The sequence below is a fragment of the Flavobacterium sp. F52 genome (assembly GCF_000278705.1).
GTDB lineage: Bacteria > Bacteroidota > Bacteroidia > Flavobacteriales > Flavobacteriaceae > Flavobacterium > Flavobacterium anhuiense.
Genome location: NZ_AKZQ01000029.1, coordinates 1 through 17,552, shown reverse-complemented (window position 1 = coordinate 17,552; position 17,552 = coordinate 1). Strand labels below are relative to the sequence as shown.

Genomic DNA, 17,552 nt, shown 5'->3' with positions numbered 1-17,552 from the left:
CAACAATTATAATTGGCTTTTTAGTTTCAGAACATAGTCAGCAACTAACCAACGTTCGTGAGCACTTAATTGATTTGCATGTGAACCCATTGCATTTAAACCATAAGTCTCAACATGAAAAATACTTCCTTCAGTGATCTCTCTGTCTTTATAGCTAGGTACTCCAAGAAATTTTTCTCTTTCAACCAATTTACCTTTACCGTTACCAGTAGCACCATGGCAGCTGATACAGTAAATTTCGAAAAGTTCTTTCCCTTTTCCAGAGTTTTTCTCTTCTTCTGTCAATGGAGATTTTAAATTAGCTTTTGCTAATTCATAACCAGCCGTTGAGTTTTCATATTCATAAGGTTCAAAACCTCTATTGATAGTTCCTGCAACAGGAAGCTGTCCTTCTTTTCCTCCCTTAAATACTTTTGCTTCTGAATATGGCTCGTAAGCAACAGACTCATACATATTTGGGAAATACTGATAGTTCGGTGCCGAATTATTGTGGCAAGATGAAACTAAAATAGTTATACCAACTAAAAGTGTTATTTTATATATCCTTTTCATAGCTACAATTAATTCTTTTCTATTACTTTAACTTCAACAGCTCCAGTTCCTTCGAAGAAAGAAACTAATTCAGCTTCGTTATCATTTACAGCAACCTCCATTAAAAAGTGGTCATCAGTTGTTCTAACATCTGGGTTTTCAGCTTCTTTAAAAGGCCATAATCTACTTCTCATATAGAAAGTAATTACCATTAAGTGAGCTGCAAAAAACACAGTCATCTCAAACATAATCGGCACAAAAGATGGCATATTTTGGATGAAACTGAAACTTGGCTTACCTCCAATATCCTGTGGCCAGTCATGAATCATGATGTAACCCATCATAGTTGTTGCAACAGAAATACCAACACATCCATATAAAAAAGCACATATTGCTAATCTTGTTGGTGCTAATCCCATGGCTTTATCCAATCCGTGAACCGGGAATGGAGTAAAAACCTCTTCAATATGATGATGAGCAGCTCTAGTTTTCTTTACTGCATTCATCAAAACGTCATCGTCATTATAAATGGCGTATATAACTTTATTACTCATGATGTGAATCTTTACTGTTTGCTCTTTCTCTAATGTAATTATCTCCTGTTCCTTTCAAAATTGTTTTAACCTCTGCCTGAGCAATTACAGGGAATGTTCTAGAGTATAATAAAAACAATACAAAGAAGAAACCAATTGTTCCGATGAAAATTCCAATATCAACAAATGTTGGTGAGAACATTGTCCAAGAAGATGGAAGGTAATCTCTATGTAAAGAAGTAACAATAATTACGAATCTTTCAAACCACATACCGATGTTTACTACAATCGAAATGATGAATGAGAACATGATACTTGTTCTTAATTTTTTGAACCACATGAACTGAGGAGAGAACACGTTACATGTCATCATTGACCAATATGCCCACCAGTAAGGTCCAGTAGCTCTGTTTAAGAATGCATACTGCTCATATTCTACCCCTGAATACCAAGCTACAAATAACTCAGTGATGTAAGCCACACCTACGATAGATCCAGTAATCATGATAATGATGTTCATTAACTCGATATGCTGTAATGTGATGTATGCTTCAAGGTTCGATACTTTTCTCATAACAATAAGCAATGTGTTTACCATCGCGAATCCAGAGAAAACCGCTCCAGCAACGAAGTATGGAGGGAAAATTGTTGTATGCCATCCAGGGATTACAGAAGTTGCAAAGTCCATAGATACAATTGTGTGTACAGAAAGTACAAGTGGAGTAGCCAGACCAGCTAATACTAAAGATACTTCTTCAAAACGCTGCCAATCTTTTGCTCTACCGCTCCATCCAAAACTTAAGATAGAATAAACTCTTTTATTAAAAGGAGTAATGGCTCTATCACGAAGCATTGCAAAGTCAGGCAATAAACCAGTCCACCAGAAAACTAATGATACTGAAAGATACGTTGAAATCGCGAATACATCCCAAAGTAAAGGTGAGTTAAAGTTTACCCATAAAGATCCAAATTGGTTTGGAATAGGCAATACCCAGTATGCTAACCATGGGCGTCCCATGTGAATGATTGGGAAAAGACCTGCTTGTACTACAGAGAAAATAGTCATAGCTTCTGCAGAACGGTTGATGGCCATTCTCCAACGTTGACGGAAAAGTAATAATACCGCAGAAATTAATGTTCCGGCGTGACCAATACCAACCCACCAAACGAAGTTAGTAATATCCCAAGCCCAGCCAACTGTTTTATTTAATCCCCATGTTCCGATACCGGTAGATACGGTGTAAATTATACAACCTAACCCCCAAAGGAAGGCTATTAATGCGATTGAAAATACAATCCACCATTGCTTGTTTGCAGGCCCCTCAACAGGTGCAGCTACATCTACAGTTACATCGTGATAAGATTTATCACCTATAACTAAAGGTTTTCTAATGGGTGCTTCGTAGTGAGACGACATAATCCTTTATATTGTTTCTTAATTAATAATTTTACTAAGTATTTCTAACTTTAACATGGTAAACCACATTAGGTTTTGTACCTACATGCTCTAATAAGTGGTATGATCTTTCGTCAGCAGCTAATTTAGCAACTTTACTTTCTTTATCATTTACATCACCAAATATCATCGCTCCTGAAGAACAAGCACTAGAACAAGCTGTTTGGAATTCACCATCTCTAACTGGACGGCCTTCGTTTTTAGCTTTCAATTTAGTTGCTTGTGTCATTTGGATACACATAGAACATTTCTCCATAACACCACGAGAACGTACGTTAACGTCTGGATTAAGAACCATACGTCCTAAATCATCGTTCATATGATAATCGAACTCGCTGTTTTTGTTGTATAAGAACCAGTTAAAACGACGTACTTTATATGGACAGTTGTTTGCACAGTAACGAGTACCAACACATCTGTTGTAAGCCATATGGTTTTGCCCCTCACGACCGTGAGAAGTTGCAGCAACAGGACAAACTGTTTCGCAAGGTGCGTGGTTACAGTGTTGACACATTACAGGTTGGAATGCAACTTGAGGATTATCTCCTGCTTTTTCCATTTCATTAAATGTAGATAATGAACTAGATAAACCAGCAATTCCTTCTTTTCTTTCATTATCACCTTCAAAAGTACTTTCAGAAGAATAGTATCTATCGATACGTAACCAGTGCATATCACGGCTTCTTCTTACCTCTGCTTTACCTACAACAGGAACGTTGTTTTCAGCGTGACAAGCGATAACGCAAGCTCCACATCCAGTACAAGCATTTAAGTCAATTGAAAGATTGAAGTGATGACCAGTTGTACGATCAAATGATTCCCAAAGATCTACAGTAGTAGCCTCAACTTCTTGGTGATCTAAAGATACCATTGGTTTTTCATTCCAATGTTCAGCATCTTTAGTATTAAATATTTCTAAAGTAGTTTCTTTAATAATATCTCCTCTACCCATTAAAGTTTTCTGACCTTGAACACAAGCAAATTCGTGTACTCCACCAACCTTAACGATAGACACAGATTGAACATTATTGAAACCTTTATATAAAGCGTAAGCGTTTAAACCTACTTGCATTTCTTCTTTAAGAGCAGCTTTACGTCCGTAACCAAGAGCTAGACCTAAAGTACCAACTGCTTGACCTGGCTGAACAATAACTGGAACGTTTTCCAATTTAGTTCCGTCTACTGTAATAGTAGCATAACTACCATTTAAACCTCCGTTTGCAACAATTTCGTTAGTCAAACCAAGTTTTTTAGCATCTGCATTAGAAACTGTTACATAGTTATCCCAAGAAACTCTTGTAATTGGATCTGGGAACTCTTGCAACCAAGGGTTGTTAGCATGTTGTCCATCTCCTAATCCTGTTTTAGTATATAATACTAATTCAAAATCACCAGAAGATTTAGATTTTGCAACAGCGTTTGCCGCCGCAGCAGCATCAATAGCTCCTCCTGATAATGCTGAAGCTCCTAAAACAGCTACACCATCGTGCAATACTTTATTCCAAGAAGTACCTGCAGTATAAGCTCCAGAATTTGCTTTTAAGTAGTCATAATAAGTACCAGCAGTACCATTTACTGACAATAAAATATCTTGAAATTGTTTTGTATTGAAGATAGGACGAATTGTAGGCTGAGTTAAGCTATATGTTCCGCTTGTAAGCTCAAGATCTCCCCAAGTCTCTAAATAGTGAGGAGCTGGCGCAGCAATTGAAACAATTGATGCAGTCTCATCTTCTTTTAATGAAAATGCAACTGATGTTTTAACTTTTTTCAATCCAGATACAAAAGAAGCTGAATCAGCTAAAGTATAAACTGGGTTAACTCCGCTCATAATTAAAGTATGAACACTTCCTGCATTCAAATCTTTAATTAATTGTGCAACTGCAGCATTAGAACCTTTTCTAATTTGTCTTGCTCCAGCAGTACTAAAAGCTTCACTAGCCAATACTTGATTGATAGCTAAAACTAATAACTGAGCATTTTTATCTTCAATTCCAGATACTAAAACTCCTTTTGAACCAGCAGCTTTAAGCTGTTGTGCAGCTTTTACTACTTCAGCTTTAAAGTTTCCTTCTAAAGCTACAGGAACAGAAGCACCTACAACAATATTATAAATTTGAACTAAAGCTTGCTTTTGAGCAGCTACAGTCATAGGAACACGCTTATCAGCAGCTGCTCCAGATAATGTCATGTTTGATTCAAACTGAAAGTGACGAGACATTTTTCCGTTTTGAGGAATACGTCCTTGCGCATATCCAGCATCATATCCTCCACCTTGCCAGTCTCCTAAGAAATCAGCTCCAACAGATACGATTAAAGAAGCTTTTGAAAAATCGTAATCAACTAAAGCTCTTTGACCATAAACAGCTTCAAAAGCATCTAAAGCTTCAGATGAAGAAACTGCATCATATACAACGTGCTTAGCGTTTGGATTTTTTGCAATAAACTCACCAATTAATTTTTCTGTAGATGGACTTGCTAAAGTATTAGTTAATAATACAACTTGACCGCCTTTAGCTTTTGCCTCTGCTAAACTAGATTTGATTTTCAAATCAACAGCTGACCAAGAAGAATTTTTACCGTCTACTTTTGGCTCTTTTAAACGAGTGCTATCATACAAACCTAAGATAGATGCATGAATTCTAGCATTCGCTGAAAATTTAGCTCCAGCAATTGTATTGTTTTCAATTTTAATTGGACGACCCTCACGAGTTTTCACCAAAAGATTAGCAAAATCAAATCCATCAAAAACTGTAGTTGCATAATAATCAGCAACACCAGGAATGATCTGCTCTGGTTGTAATACATAAGGGATAGACTTGTGAACCGGACCTTCGCAAGCAGCTAATGTTACAGCCGCCGTACTAAACCCTACGTACTTTAAAAAGTCACGACGTGAAGTTCCTGAAGTAGATAAAGCATCAGCATTACCTAAAAACTCATCAGTAGGAATTTCTTCAACAAATTCGTTATTTCTAAGCGCCTCAACAATAGAGCTATTTTCTAGCTCCTCAACACTTTTCCAGTATTTTTTGTTTGATGACATTGTATATATATATTAAAATCTTAATAAATCGATTAATAGTGGCATTTACCACACTCTAAACCTCCCATTTGCGCTGCAGTTAATTTCTCTACACCGTATTTTTTAGAAAGCTCAGCATGAATTTTGTCATAGTAAGCATTACCTTCCATCTTAACATCAGTTTTTCTATGGCAATCAACACACCATCCCATTGTTAATTTAGAGTATTGCTTCATGATTTCAAATTCCTGTACTGGTCCGTGACAAGTTTGACATTCAATACCTGCAACAGAAACGTGTTGTGAGTGGTTGAAGTAAACAAAGTCAGGTAAGTTGTGAATACGAACCCATTTTACAGGCATTGTTTTTCCAGTATAAGCTTGTTTAGTCTTATCCCATCCAACAGCATCATATAATTTTTGGATTTGAGCATCGTAGAATGCTTTGCTGTACTCAGGAGTAGCAGTAGTTTCAGCAACCTCAGAAATATTTTTATGACAGTTCATACAAACATTTAAAGAAGGAATACCAGCTGTTTTACTTACACGAGCAGCAGAGTGACAATATTTACAATTGATTTCATTATCACCAGCGTGAATTTTGTGAGAGTAGTGAATTGGCTGAATTGGCTCATAATTCTGATCTACACCTACTTGCATTAAGTATCCGTAAACAAAATAACCACTAGCCAAAAGCAAGAAGATTGCAGTTACTAAAACCAAGAATTGGTTTTTAGCGAAAGCTTTCCAGATTGGCAGTCTTGCTTCTTTTGGAGCAATTTCAATACCGTTTTTATTAGCAACTTTAGTTAAAACTTTGTTTACCATAAACAACATTACAACTAAAATAGCCATTACAAGAGCAAGAGCTCCTAAAATAATGTTATTTGAAATAGCGCCATCTTGAACATTTGTTCCAGGAGGAGTTGCAGCACCTCCCGCAGCCGCAGCAGGCTCAGCCTTAGGCTCAGAAGTATACGCTATAATATTATCAATATCTCCTTCAGACAATTGAGGAAACGAAGTCATAACAGCTTTGTTATTTTCCTCAAAAAGTTTAACAGCAACAGGATCACCTGACTTAATCATGTCAGAACTGTTATGCACCCACTTGTAAATCCAAGCCATATCATGCTTAGAAGCAACCCCCCTTAAAGCAGGACCAGTTGATTTAGCATCTAATTTGTGACATGCAGCGCAATTTGCATTAAAAAGTTCTTTCCCTTTTACTGGATCACCGCCTCCTGCAGCTGGAGCAGCCGCAGCAGCCTCAGGCGCCGCCGGAGCAGCAGCTTCTTGAGCAAATGAAGTTAGGGAGAAAATTAACGTTAGCGATAAGCCAAGCAGCAATTTTCTTGAGATCGAATTATGGTTACCCACCTTTTTCATATAGTATAAATAATTGTCTACTAATTTTTGGTATGATTTTTTCTGTACTAAATCCAGCAAAAACCTATACCCTCTTTTAAAACTTGCACAAAAATACGACTTATGAGCTATTCTCAAAACCTTAAAATAGTCTTAATTATCAATTTATATCAATTCTAAATAATATTAAAATTTTACACTCAAACTTTAAATAGTATTTTTGCATAAAAACCATCACATTATGAGAATTTTAAGTCCTTCAAAAAGCCTTTTATTAACAATTACAACGATTGCTTTAGCACACAATATTAATGCTCAAGACCAAAATTTAACACTAAATCAAGATCCTAAATTTGAGCAATTACTAAACGAGAAGCGCAAAATTAACACGTCGATAAATACAAACGACACCTATAGAATTCAAATCTTTAGTGGTAAAAGCGACGAAGCAAAAAAAACGTTATCGGATTTCAAAAAAGAAAATTCTGATATTGACGGAACCATTATTTTCAGCACTCCAAATTATAAAGTAATTGTTGGGAATTTCAAAACCAGAATAGAAGCTGAAAGAAATTTAGCAGAAATCAAAAAAAGATACAAAAGCGTTTTCCTGCTTAAACCTGGAAAATGATGCATGCAGAAACAAAAAAAGCGAGATATAAAAATCTCGCTTTTTTTGTTTCTATTTTAGAATTACAACTTTTAAATCTAATTTACCACTTTTATCCCGCTCGCTAAAAAGCGTATTTCTTCTTTTGGCATTTTAATCGCATCTATTTCTGCCTTTGTTTTCTTAGCATCTTTTGCATAATGCTTAAGTTCCTCAACAGGTGTTACTTTCTTTTCAGCATTTCCTTCTAAAACTACATTTTTACCTTTTAATGCAGTAGGTACAAAAAAAGCGTAATCTTTCATTTTTACAAAGAAAGATTCACCATCTTTAGTCTTTAGAGTTATCCAGCACCCTTTTTTCGCACAAACATCCGTTACTTCACCTTTTACTGCAATTCCTTCTATTGTTTTTGTGGTTTTTAATTCCCCTTCAAGTTTTTCAACAGAAACAGCATTATTTACCACAGCTCCAGAAACATCTGTTCCATAATAATCCCCAACTAAAGCATCTCCTGCTGGCGGCGTAGGTTTCTCAACATTTTCTTGTGAAAAAGATAATGCCGTAAAACTTATAAAAAACAAGCTTGTGTATATTAAAATTCTTTTCATTTTTATATTATTTATACCCAAAAATAATACTAAAATTTGAGATATCATTCTAAATTTAAAATCACTAAGCCTTTATTCTAAATTAGAATCTAAAATCTCCTGTATTTCTTTTTTAACACTATCCCAGTCAGCCAGAAAATCCGAATTACCCCAAAGACATTCAACAGTCGCCTGCCCCATAGTTCTTCCCATTTTAACATCACTATACCAATGTACATTACAAACAATACGACTTTCACCAAAGTCATGCCCGCGTTTCAAAATCTCTTTTTCTTTTTCAGGGAAAAGCTTAATTAAAACCAATGACCACGCCCAGCCAACAGCAGCATGACCAGAAGGAAACGAACCAACTTTATATAATATATTTTCCTGATCGGGAGTGCATGTCTTTTGATTATTTACCATAAATGGCCTTTCCCTTTTGTAATAATTTTTAGCCGCATAAGTAGACAATCCCGCATCTGTCATCACCCTTCGCATTAGCACGTAAAGTTTAGGAGTTTTTGACTCACTAATCTGCATACCTATAATTGATTCAAATGATTTAACCGCAAAAGGAAAGGACAAGTCTGCATCTATGGCCGCCTGCAAAAAACGTGCTTCGTCCTTAGATTCCAATGCTTTTCTTGCATGTTCCAAATCTAACTCAAAAAAACTGGAGTTGTGTTCGGGAGGAGGCGATAACAAAAGAAAACTGTTTGGCATTTCCGCTTCAGTCAAATACCCCTCAAGCAAAGCAGGCATTATTTCTCTTAACTGCTGAACATTTGTAAAATTACTAACGGAATTCTCTGATTTAAAACGCCTGCCAAAAATTGCATTCACAATATGATTTATACTTACCCTCATATCAGTATAGATATTTCATTCGACAAACTATTTTCTTAATTTCATTTCACCTAAAAAACAAAAGAAAATTACTACACAAAGAAACAGACATTCCACGAACCAGACCGTAGCCAAATCTCTCATTTATGTTTCATATTATAAAATGAAACACATTACAATGACTAATTTCCTAACACCACATTCATTAATATCATAATTTTAAAATAAAAAAAGTCCCAATTTTCATTGGGACTTTTTTTATATGAATTGAATTTATTTCAATTTCTTTTTAATTGCTACTTCGTGGTAAGCTTCAATAACATCATTAATTTCGATATCATTAAATCCTTTTATTTGGATACCACAATCGTAACCTTTAGTCACTTCTTTCACATCGTCTTTGAAACGTTTCAAGGCAACTAATTCACCTGTATGAACAACAACCCCATCTCTAATTACTCTAATTTTAGAAGTTCTTAAGATTTTACCGTCTGTCACCATACATCCAGCAATTGAACCTACTTTAGAAATTTTGAAAATCTCACGAATTTCAGCATTACCTAAAACTTCTTCTTTCATCTCTGGCGCTAACATTCCTTCCATCGCATCTTTCAAGTCATCGATTGCCGCATAAATAATAGAATAGTAACGGATATCAATTTCTTCTTTATCCGCAAGCTGCCTAGCATTTCCTGCAGGACGAACGTTAAATCCGATGATGATTGCATCTGAAGCAGAAGCCAAGTTAACATCTGTTTCTGTAATCGCACCAACACCTTTATGGATAATATTGATTTGAACTTCTTCTGTAGAAAGTTTAGAGAACGAATCTGATAATGCTTCAACAGAACCATCAACGTCTCCTTTAAGAATTACGTTCAATTCTTTAAACTGACCAAGAGCGATACGACGTCCAATTTCATCAAGTGTAATATGTCTTTGAGTACGAACAGACTGCTCACGCATTAATTGAGAACGTTTTGATGCAATTTGTTTTGCTTCTTTTTCGTCTTCAAATACGTTGAACTTATCACCCGCTGTTGGAGCTCCGTCTAAACCTAAAACTGATACAGGGGTTGAAGGTCCAGCTGATAAAACTGTATGCCCTCTTTCGTCATGCATTGCTTTTACCTTACCATGGTGTTTACCAGCAAGCATATAATCTCCAATTTTCAAAGTACCTTGTTGCACTAAAATTGTAGAAACGTATCCTTTTCCTTTATCTAAGTAAGCCTCAACAACAGTTCCCTGCGCCGCTTTATTTGGATTTGCTTTTAAATCTAAGATTTCAGCTTCTAATAAAACTTTCTCTAATAATTCTTTAACTCCCGTTCCGACTTTTGCAGAAATATCATGTGACTGAATTTTTCCACCCCAATCTTCAACAAGTAAATTCATACCAGCCAAACGTTCTTTAATTTTGTCAACATTCGCGTTTGGTTTATCAATTTTATTGATTGCAAATATAATTGGCACTCCCGCAGCTTGTGCGTGAGAAATTGCCTCTTTTGTTTGTGGCATGATATCATCATCCGCCGCAACTACGATAATCGCAATATCCGTAACTTGAGCTCCACGTGCACGCATCGCTGTAAACGCCTCGTGACCTGGAGTATCTAAGAATGCAATTTTTTGTCCGTTATCCAAAGTAACTCCATACGCTCCAATGTGCTGAGTAATACCTCCAGACTCACCTGCAATAACATTTTCTTTACGAATATAATCCAGTAAAGATGTTTTACCGTGGTCAACGTGACCCATTACTGTCACAATTGGCGCTCTTGTTACTAAGTCTTCTTCTCTATCTTCTACAACTTCTATTGCTTCTTCAATATCTACTGTGATGAATTCAACATCATAACCAAACTCATCTGCTACAATAGTTAATGTTTCAGCATCTAGACGTTGGTTCATGGTAACCATGATACCAAGAGACATACAAGTTCCAATTACTTTAGTAATCGGCACATCCATCATGATTGCAATTTCACCTACAGTAACAAACTCAGTAACTTTAATTGTTTTACTTCCTTCGTCAAGAGCTCTTTGCTCGTCATCAGATTTCTGACGGTGTGTTTCTCTTTTATCTCTTCTATATTTTGCCGCTTTAGATTTTCCTCCTTTACCTTGAAGTTTTTCAAGAGTTTCTCTAATTTGGTTTTTTACTTCTTCTTCAGTTGGCTCAACTTTAGCCACAATAGCAGGACGGTTTCCTTTTACAAAACCTGGTCTTTGGCTTCTGTTAGCATTAAAGCCTCCCCCATTGTTATTTTGAGCCGGCTTGTTTGGATTCGGTGTTCCAGGCGCATTACCCGTAACAGGCTTTGGTGCACCAGGCACACCCGGTTTTGGACCAATTCTTTTACGCTTATTTTTATTGGCGTTATTATTATTCCCAACTCCAGGAGTTCCAGGTTTATTCTGAGCCGCTTTAGGATCTTCCTTCTTTTTCTTAGGCTTATTAAATTGAGATAAATCAATTGTCTGACCTGTAAGAGTAGTTCCAGTAAGCTTTTGATATTGAGTAGTAATAGTTTCTTCCGAAGTTGTTGGATCAGTAGACACGATTGGCTCCTGCGCAACTTTAGATTCTGCTTTAACTTCTTTTTTCTCAGTAATAATAGGTTCTTCTTTTTTAGTTTCAGCAACAGGAGTTGAAACAACTGGTTCAGATTTCACTGTTTCATTTTGAACAGGTTTTTCTGGCTGCACAGCAGCAGCAACTTTTGGTTCTTCAACCTTAGCTGCTTCCTCAGAAGGAGTAACCGCAGGTTTTTTTGGATTCAAGTCAATTTTACCAACTTGTACAGGTCCCGAAACAATAGCTCTTGCTTTAATTATTTCTTGCTGTTTTAGACGCTCTTCTTCTTGTCTGCGTTTGTCTTCAATTTCTTTCTCACGCTCTACACGTAATGCCTCTTTTTCCTTTCTTTTTTCTTCTCCAACCTCTTTAGAAGCCTCCTTATTCCCCTTATCGCCCGCAAATTGGCTTTGAAGGATATTAAATTCCGTGTCAGAAATTTTCGCATTAGGATTTGCATCAATAGCAATTCCTTTATCTTTTAGATAATCCACAGCTCTTTCTAACGAAATATTTAATTCCCTTAAAACCTTGTTTATTCTTATTACTCTCTCTTCAGACATATAACCTTTTTATTATTACCTTTTTCGTTGTGTTGTTAGAGCAGATGCAAGCTTTTAGCTTAACTATCAAACTCTTCTTTTAGTATCTTCATAACATCTAGAATTGTTTCCTCTTCTAAATCTGTTCTTCTTACTAAATCTTCTACGTCGTGTTTTAAAATACTTTTTGCAGTATCTAAACCTATTTTTGCAAACTCTTCAATTACCCACTCTTCAATTTCATCTGAAAACTCTGTTAATTCAACATCATCTTCATCTGCAACGGTTCCAGCGATATCTCCTTCACGTATAACATCTAATTCATAACCTGTCAACTGACCTGCCAATTTAATGTTGTGACCACCTCTACCAATTGCTTTTGAAACTTCTTCTAATTTCAAGAACACTTCAGCTCTTTTATTTTCTTCATCAATTTTGATAGAAGAAACTTTTGCTGGGCTTAATGCTCTTGTAATAAATAATTGAATATTGTTTGTATAATTGATTACATCAATATTTTCATTTCCAAGCTCACGAACAATTCCGTGAATACGAGAACCTTTCATTCCAACGCAAGCTCCAACTGGATCAATTCTATCATCATAAGAATCAACAGCCACTTTTGCTTTTTCGCCTGGAATACGAACTACATTTTTCACTGTAATTAATCCGTCGAAAACCTCTGGAATTTCTTGCTCAAATAATTTTTCCAAGAACTTCTCAGAAGTTCTAGACATAATAATTTGAGGTTTGTTTCCTTTTAATTCAACGCTTTCAATAATTCCACGAACGTTATCTCCTTTACGGAAGAAATCTGATGGAATTTGTTTTTCCTTTGGAAGTACAATTTCATTTCCTTCATCATCCACTAAGATAACTACTCTTGGACGTACGTGGTGTACTTCAGCCGTATAAATATCACCGATAATATCTTTAAACTGCTTGTATAAGTTTGTATTATCGTGTTCGTGAATTTTAGATATAAGATTCTGACGAAGCGCTAAGATAGCTCTTCTTCCTAAATCAATCAATTTTACTTCTTCAGAAACTTCTTCACCAATTTCAAAATCCGCCTCAATTTTTCTTGCTTCAGTCAATGTAATTTCCTCATTTTCAAAATCAAGATCCTCATCGGCAACAATTACTCTTCTTCTCCAGATTTCCATATCACCTTTATCAGGGTTTATAATGATATCGAAATTTTCATCTGAACCGTATTTTTTCTTTAATGCATTTCTAAATACGTCCTCTAAAATTGCCATAAGCGTTACACGATCAATAAGTTTATTATCTTTAAACTCTGAGAATGAATCGATTAATGCTAAATTTTCCATGCGAATTTTTTAATTAAAATTAAAATGTTACCGTAACAACTGCCTCTTTAATTTCTGTATAAGGTATTTGTTGCTCTTTTTGAACTGTTTCTTTTCCTTTTCCTACTTTTTTCGGTTCTCTTGCTTTCCAAGACAAAATTATAAAAACATCATTAGCTTCTACCAATTCCGCTTCGATTTTTTCTGTATTTGTGGTAACAATCAGCGTTCTACCAACATTTTTCTTGTATTGTCTTATCATTTTAAGAGGAGTTCCGACTCCAACCGATGCTACTTCAAGCGAGAAATCCTGTTCTTCACGATCAAGATTATTCTCGATTGCGCGACTGATATCTATACAGTCTTGCAGCGCCACTCCATTATCTCCGTCTAAACCAACACTAATCTTAAAAGAATCCGAAACAGCCAGATCAACCAAAAAGATTGATGGTTTTTCCAGAAGAGCTTCCGTAATTAATCCGTTTACTTTTTCTTTAAATGTCATAATTTTATAAAAAGAGGGGACACTTAGTCCCCTCATTATTTAGATTTTAATAAATAACAGTGCAAATATAGTGATTTTTTTATAAATCAAATAAATTGATTGCTCTAAAATAATTTCTTATCTTTATTATAGCATTAAAACGCGAATTATTCATAATTTTTAACCCTCAAAATCATGAAACGAATTTTAGTACCTACCGACTTCTCAGAACATGCAGAAGACGCTCTAAGAGTTGCTGCTCAAATCGCAAAAAAGAACAATTCCGAACTCATTCTTCTTCATATGCTTGAATTGCCACAGCAATCAAACGACGCTATATTGGGAGGAACCAGCATTCCTGAAACCATGCTTTTTATGAAGAAAGCAAACGAAACGCTAGACGAAGTTGCCTCTAGAGATTATCTAGAAGGAATTCCGGTAACTGAAATTGTAAAAATGGACAAACCCATACACGGTATTACCCAAATAAGCAAAGATTACGACATTGATCTAATTATTATGGGCTCTCATGGATCTTCTGGCGTCGAAGAACTCCTAATAGGCTCAAATACAGAAAAAGTAGTTAGAAACTCAGAAATCCCTGTTTTAGTCATCAAGAAAAATATTCCAAATTTTAATGCATCCAACATTGTTTTTGCTTCTGATTTTTCAGATGAGGCAAAAAAACCATTTGAAAAACTTTTAAATTTCACCAAACTATTTGATTCAAAACTACACTTAGTCACTATTTGCACACCCAACAGCTTCAAACCAACTCATGTTAGCGAAAAAGCAATGAACGATTTTGTAGAGGAATTTAATATCACCAATTACACAACTCAAATTTACAACGACACCAATATCGAAAAAGGAATCATCAATTTCTCAAACAAAATAGACGCTGATGTTATCGGAATGTGCACACATGGCAGAACTGGTTTTGCACATTTCTTTAATGGAAGCATCAGCGAAGGCTTGGTCAATCACGCCGTTAAACCCGTTATAACTTTAAAAATCTAACATGATTATTTTTTCTCCTTAAAGCTTCTCCAGTGAGAAGCTTTTTTTATGCAAAAAAATGAGCTTCTCAACAAAGTTTAACTGAGCTTTTCAACAAAACGGTCAATCCATTTAATGCGGAAATTTGTCAAATAAAAATTCATTAAAAACAACAAAATGAAAACAATAGACAAAATTTACATCAATGGAGAATTTGTTACTCCAAAAGGAACTGAATATTTCGACCTTATTAGCCCAGTAACAAATGAAAAATTAGGAAAAGTTCTTTTGGGCAATACCGAAGACACTCAAAACGCAATCGAAGCAGCGAAAAATGCCTTTAAAACTTTTTCTAAAACAACACCTTCAGAAAGAATCCAATATCTTGAAAAAATCAAATCTTCTGTTGAAAAAAGGAAAGATGACTTTATTAATATAATGACAGAAGAATACGGAGGCACATTTCAGTTTGCCAGTGTAAGCTACGATTACATGCTGAAGAGCTTTGACTCCGCAATCAATCTCCTCAACTCTTACAGCTTTATTAAAACAATGGGCGAATCTGAAGTTCAAATGACACCCATAGGCGTTGTTGGAATTATTATTCCGTGGAATTCGAGCAATGGCTTCATTTGCAGCAAGCTATCTACAGCAATTGCAGCAGGATGCACAACCGTAATTAAACCTAGCGAAATGAGCGCTCAACAGACTCAATTAATGATCGAATGTTTACACGATGCACAACTTCCAAAGGGAATTGTAAATATTGTAAATGGATTAGGAGAAATAGTTGGTGCCGAAATAAGCAGAAATCCAGATATTTCTAAAATTTCTTTTACAGGATCAACAAACGTTGGAAAAATTATTGCAAAAGAAGCCATCAACACCATGAAAAGAGTAACTCTTGAACTTGGCGGAAAATCTCCAAATATCATTCTAGATGATGCAGATTTCTCAAAAGCTATTCCGCTTGCCATTGGCGCAGCATTTATGAATAGCGGACAAGCATGTATTGCCGGAACTAGATTATTAATCCCAGAAAACAAATTAGACGAAGTAAAATCTCTTATTAAAGAAACGATTCCAAACTTCATTGTGGGAGACCCAAAAAATCCAAACACTGCAGTTGGCCCAATGGTTAGCGAAAAACAATTTAACCGTGTTCAAGACTATATTCAGACCGGAATTAACGAAGGCGCAGAAATATTAATTGGCGGACTGGGAAAACCAGAAGGACTTGAAAGCGGGAATTTCGTAAAACCAACTGTTTTTATCAACGTAAACAATCAGATGCGTATAGCAAGAGAAGAAATATTCGGCCCTGTTCTGTCTGTCATTACTTACAAAACAGAAGAAAAAGCCATTGAAACTGCCAATGACACCACTTATGGTTTGCAAGCCTATGTAAGTTCGTCAGATTCAAAAAGAGCACATAATATCGCTTCGCAAATTAACGCTGGCCGTGTTCAGATCAACGGAATTGGCCATGACCCAATGGCTCCTTTTGGCGGATTTAAACAATCTGGAATCGGACGTGAATTTGGAACAATTGGCCTTGAAGCTTATTTAGAGCCAAGAGCATTGATTCAGCCAAAATAATCTTCATCAATCTGGAAATCTTTGATCTAAAGATTTCCAGATCTTTTAGTATTTTTACAATATGAGCATCAAACCAAACACAAAGCCCAAAATTCTCTACTCGTGTTATTACGCACGCAGTCGAGAAGGCGAGCATTTTATACCCGAACATGTTTTCAGCTATCAGATTTCTGGCGAAATGATCGCTTCAGACAGCAAAAACACCTTTCATTCAAAACCGGGAGATTTTCGCTTTAGCAGAAGAAACCATTTGGCAAAATTTACCAAGATTCCGCCAGAAGGAGGAGAATTTAAAACCATTTCTCTTTTTTTGGATCAGGAAATTTTAAAAGAAATTAGCAAAGAGTACAATTTGAAAGCTGACAAAAAAGCTAATACAGAAGCCATGTTTTCACTAGCCCCCAACCCACTCTACAAATCCTTCATGGAATCGCTGATTTCTTATCTCGAAGTCGAAGAAGAAAACAACGAAACTTTGTTCAATTTAAAAATTAAGGAAGCCATTCATCTTTTATTAAAAGTGAATCCAGAATTAAAAGACATTTTATTTGATTTTAATGAACCTGGAAAAATTGACTTGGAAGCTTTTATGAATAAAAATTTCCATTTCAATGTTCAAATGCAGCGATTCGCCTATCTGACTGGAAGGAGCTTGGCAACATTCAAAAGAGATTTTCAAAAAGTATTTCAGGAAACACCTGGAAAATGGCTTTTAAACAAAAGACTTCAGGAAGCTTATTATTTAATCAGCCAAGGAAATCCGCCATCTGAAGTATATATTGGCGTTGGCTTTGAAGATCTTTCGCACTTTTCATTTTCATTTAAAAAGAAATTCGGAATTGTTCCTTCTTCTTTAAATCATAAATAGATCCGCAATAAGCCTCCCAAAAAATATGTCTTTCACAATACATTTCCCGTGGTTGAAATCACGGGCTATATTCAAAACAAGACGCATAAAGCTTAACAAACTCTATATTCTAAAAACTTAGCGCGCTTTGCGTTAAAAAACCTAACTTTAAAGCATAAAAAAAGCCTCTCATTTCTGAGAGGCTTTTCTGTTGGTCTACTAGGAC

General features: G+C 35.7%; 14 protein-coding genes. 4 read left to right on the top strand and 10 right to left on the bottom strand.

The features are described from left to right. Positions 1–6 precede the first annotated feature (6 nt). Genes FF52_RS15080 through FF52_RS15060 form a run of 5 tightly spaced genes read right to left on the bottom strand, consistent with a single transcriptional unit; the run spans position 7 to position 6,933 of the window. Entirely contained in the window at positions 7–552 is a 546-nt protein-coding gene (locus tag FF52_RS15080) for a c-type cytochrome (protein ID WP_035691680.1), read from the bottom strand. An 8-nt stretch (positions 553–560) separates the two neighbouring features. Beyond that, positions 561–1,085 carry a DUF3341 domain-containing protein gene (locus FF52_RS15075; RefSeq protein WP_008466841.1) on the bottom strand — a complete coding sequence of 175 codons (525 nt, stop codon included), beginning with the start codon at positions 1,083–1,085 and terminating at the stop codon, positions 561–563. Next, positions 1,078–2,481 (bottom strand): NrfD/PsrC family molybdoenzyme membrane anchor subunit, encoded by a 1,404-nt coding sequence (nrfD, locus tag FF52_RS15070; protein WP_008466839.1) that lies wholly within the window; start codon positions 2,479–2,481, stop codon positions 1,078–1,080. Before nrfD ends, FF52_RS15075 begins: the two co-directional genes overlap by 8 nt. A gap of 34 nt (positions 2,482–2,515) precedes the next feature. Further along, positions 2,516–5,566 carry a TAT-variant-translocated molybdopterin oxidoreductase gene (locus tag FF52_RS15065; RefSeq protein ID WP_008466838.1) on the bottom strand — a complete coding sequence of 1,017 codons (3,051 nt, stop codon included), beginning with the start codon at positions 5,564–5,566 and terminating at the stop codon, positions 2,516–2,518. 32 nt (positions 5,567–5,598) lie between these two features. Then, positions 5,599–6,933 carry a c-type cytochrome gene (locus FF52_RS15060; protein WP_008466837.1) on the bottom strand — a complete coding sequence of 445 codons (1,335 nt, stop codon included), beginning with the start codon at positions 6,931–6,933 and terminating at the stop codon, positions 5,599–5,601. A gap of 220 nt (positions 6,934–7,153) precedes the next feature. Between FF52_RS15060 and FF52_RS15055 the strand changes: the two genes are divergently transcribed. Continuing rightward, entirely contained in the window at positions 7,154–7,543 is a 390-nt protein-coding gene (locus FF52_RS15055) for an SPOR domain-containing protein (protein WP_008466835.1), read from the top strand. 77 nt (positions 7,544–7,620) lie between these two features. On the opposite strand, the gene FF52_RS15050 is transcribed toward FF52_RS15055, so the two are convergent. From FF52_RS15050 to rimP, 5 genes are all read right to left on the bottom strand, one after another. Continuing rightward, a complete protein-coding gene (locus FF52_RS15050; protein WP_008466834.1) occupies positions 7,621–8,133 on the bottom strand; it encodes a DUF4920 domain-containing protein in 513 nt (170 codons plus the stop codon). Positions 8,134–8,205: 72 nt separating this feature from the next. After that, positions 8,206–8,982 (bottom strand): acid phosphatase, encoded by a 777-nt coding sequence (locus FF52_RS15045; RefSeq protein WP_008466833.1) that lies wholly within the window; start codon positions 8,980–8,982, stop codon positions 8,206–8,208. Positions 8,983–9,234: 252 nt separating this feature from the next. After that, a complete protein-coding gene (infB, locus tag FF52_RS15040; RefSeq protein WP_008466830.1) occupies positions 9,235–12,105 on the bottom strand; it encodes a translation initiation factor IF-2 in 2,871 nt (956 codons plus the stop codon). A gap of 59 nt (positions 12,106–12,164) precedes the next feature. After that, positions 12,165–13,418, bottom strand: coding sequence for a transcription termination factor NusA (nusA, locus tag FF52_RS15035; RefSeq protein WP_008466828.1), 1,254 nt, complete (start codon positions 13,416–13,418; stop codon positions 12,165–12,167). Between the two features lie 19 nt (positions 13,419–13,437). Beyond that, positions 13,438–13,902, bottom strand: a complete 465-nt coding sequence (rimP, locus tag FF52_RS15030; RefSeq protein ID WP_008466827.1) for a ribosome assembly cofactor RimP — start codon at positions 13,900–13,902, stop codon at positions 13,438–13,440. A gap of 174 nt (positions 13,903–14,076) precedes the next feature. Between rimP and FF52_RS15025 the strand changes: the two genes are divergently transcribed. From FF52_RS15025 to FF52_RS15015, 3 genes are all read left to right on the top strand, one after another. Next, the gene (locus tag FF52_RS15025) at positions 14,077–14,901 is read left to right on the top strand and encodes a universal stress protein (protein WP_008466826.1); all 825 of its coding nucleotides are present in this window, start codon (positions 14,077–14,079) and stop codon (positions 14,899–14,901) included. Positions 14,902–15,057: 156 nt separating this feature from the next. Beyond that, positions 15,058–16,479: an aldehyde dehydrogenase family protein gene (locus tag FF52_RS15020; protein WP_008466825.1), complete on the top strand. Its 1,422-nt coding sequence runs from the start codon at positions 15,058–15,060 to the stop codon at positions 16,477–16,479. 61 nt (positions 16,480–16,540) lie between these two features. Then, a complete protein-coding gene (locus FF52_RS15015) occupies positions 16,541–17,347 on the top strand; it encodes a helix-turn-helix domain-containing protein (protein ID WP_008466823.1) in 807 nt (268 codons plus the stop codon). Positions 17,348–17,552: the final 205 nt, after the last annotated feature.

What these genes read in the sequence shown, in the direction of transcription:
- infB (WP_008466830.1), bottom strand. Translation starts at nt 12,105, where the DNA reads ATGTCTGAAGAGAGAGTAATAAGAATAAACAAGGTTTTAAGGGAATTA.
- FF52_RS15065 (WP_008466838.1), bottom strand. Translation starts at nt 5,566, where the DNA reads ATGTCATCAAACAAAAAATACTGGAAAAGTGTTGAGGAGCTAGAAAAT.
- FF52_RS15020 (WP_008466825.1), top strand. Translation starts at nt 15,058, where the DNA reads ATGAAAACAATAGACAAAATTTACATCAATGGAGAATTTGTTACTCCA.
- FF52_RS15075 (WP_008466841.1), bottom strand. Translation starts at nt 1,085, where the DNA reads ATGAGTAATAAAGTTATATACGCCATTTATAATGACGATGACGTTTTG.
- FF52_RS15025 (WP_008466826.1), top strand. Translation starts at nt 14,077, where the DNA reads ATGAAACGAATTTTAGTACCTACCGACTTCTCAGAACATGCAGAAGAC.
- rimP (WP_008466827.1), bottom strand. Translation starts at nt 13,902, where the DNA reads ATGACATTTAAAGAAAAAGTAAACGGATTAATTACGGAAGCTCTTCTG.
- FF52_RS15015 (WP_008466823.1), top strand. Translation starts at nt 16,541, where the DNA reads ATGAGCATCAAACCAAACACAAAGCCCAAAATTCTCTACTCGTGTTAT.
- nusA (WP_008466828.1), bottom strand. Translation starts at nt 13,418, where the DNA reads ATGGAAAATTTAGCATTAATCGATTCATTCTCAGAGTTTAAAGATAAT.
- FF52_RS15060 (WP_008466837.1), bottom strand. Translation starts at nt 6,933, where the DNA reads ATGAAAAAGGTGGGTAACCATAATTCGATCTCAAGAAAATTGCTGCTT.
- FF52_RS15080 (WP_035691680.1), bottom strand. Translation starts at nt 552, where the DNA reads ATGAAAAGGATATATAAAATAACACTTTTAGTTGGTATAACTATTTTA.
- FF52_RS15050 (WP_008466834.1), bottom strand. Translation starts at nt 8,133, where the DNA reads ATGAAAAGAATTTTAATATACACAAGCTTGTTTTTTATAAGTTTTACG.
- nrfD (WP_008466839.1), bottom strand. Translation starts at nt 2,481, where the DNA reads ATGTCGTCTCACTACGAAGCACCCATTAGAAAACCTTTAGTTATAGGT.
- FF52_RS15055 (WP_008466835.1), top strand. Translation starts at nt 7,154, where the DNA reads ATGAGAATTTTAAGTCCTTCAAAAAGCCTTTTATTAACAATTACAACG.
- FF52_RS15045 (WP_008466833.1), bottom strand. Translation starts at nt 8,982, where the DNA reads ATGAGGGTAAGTATAAATCATATTGTGAATGCAATTTTTGGCAGGCGT.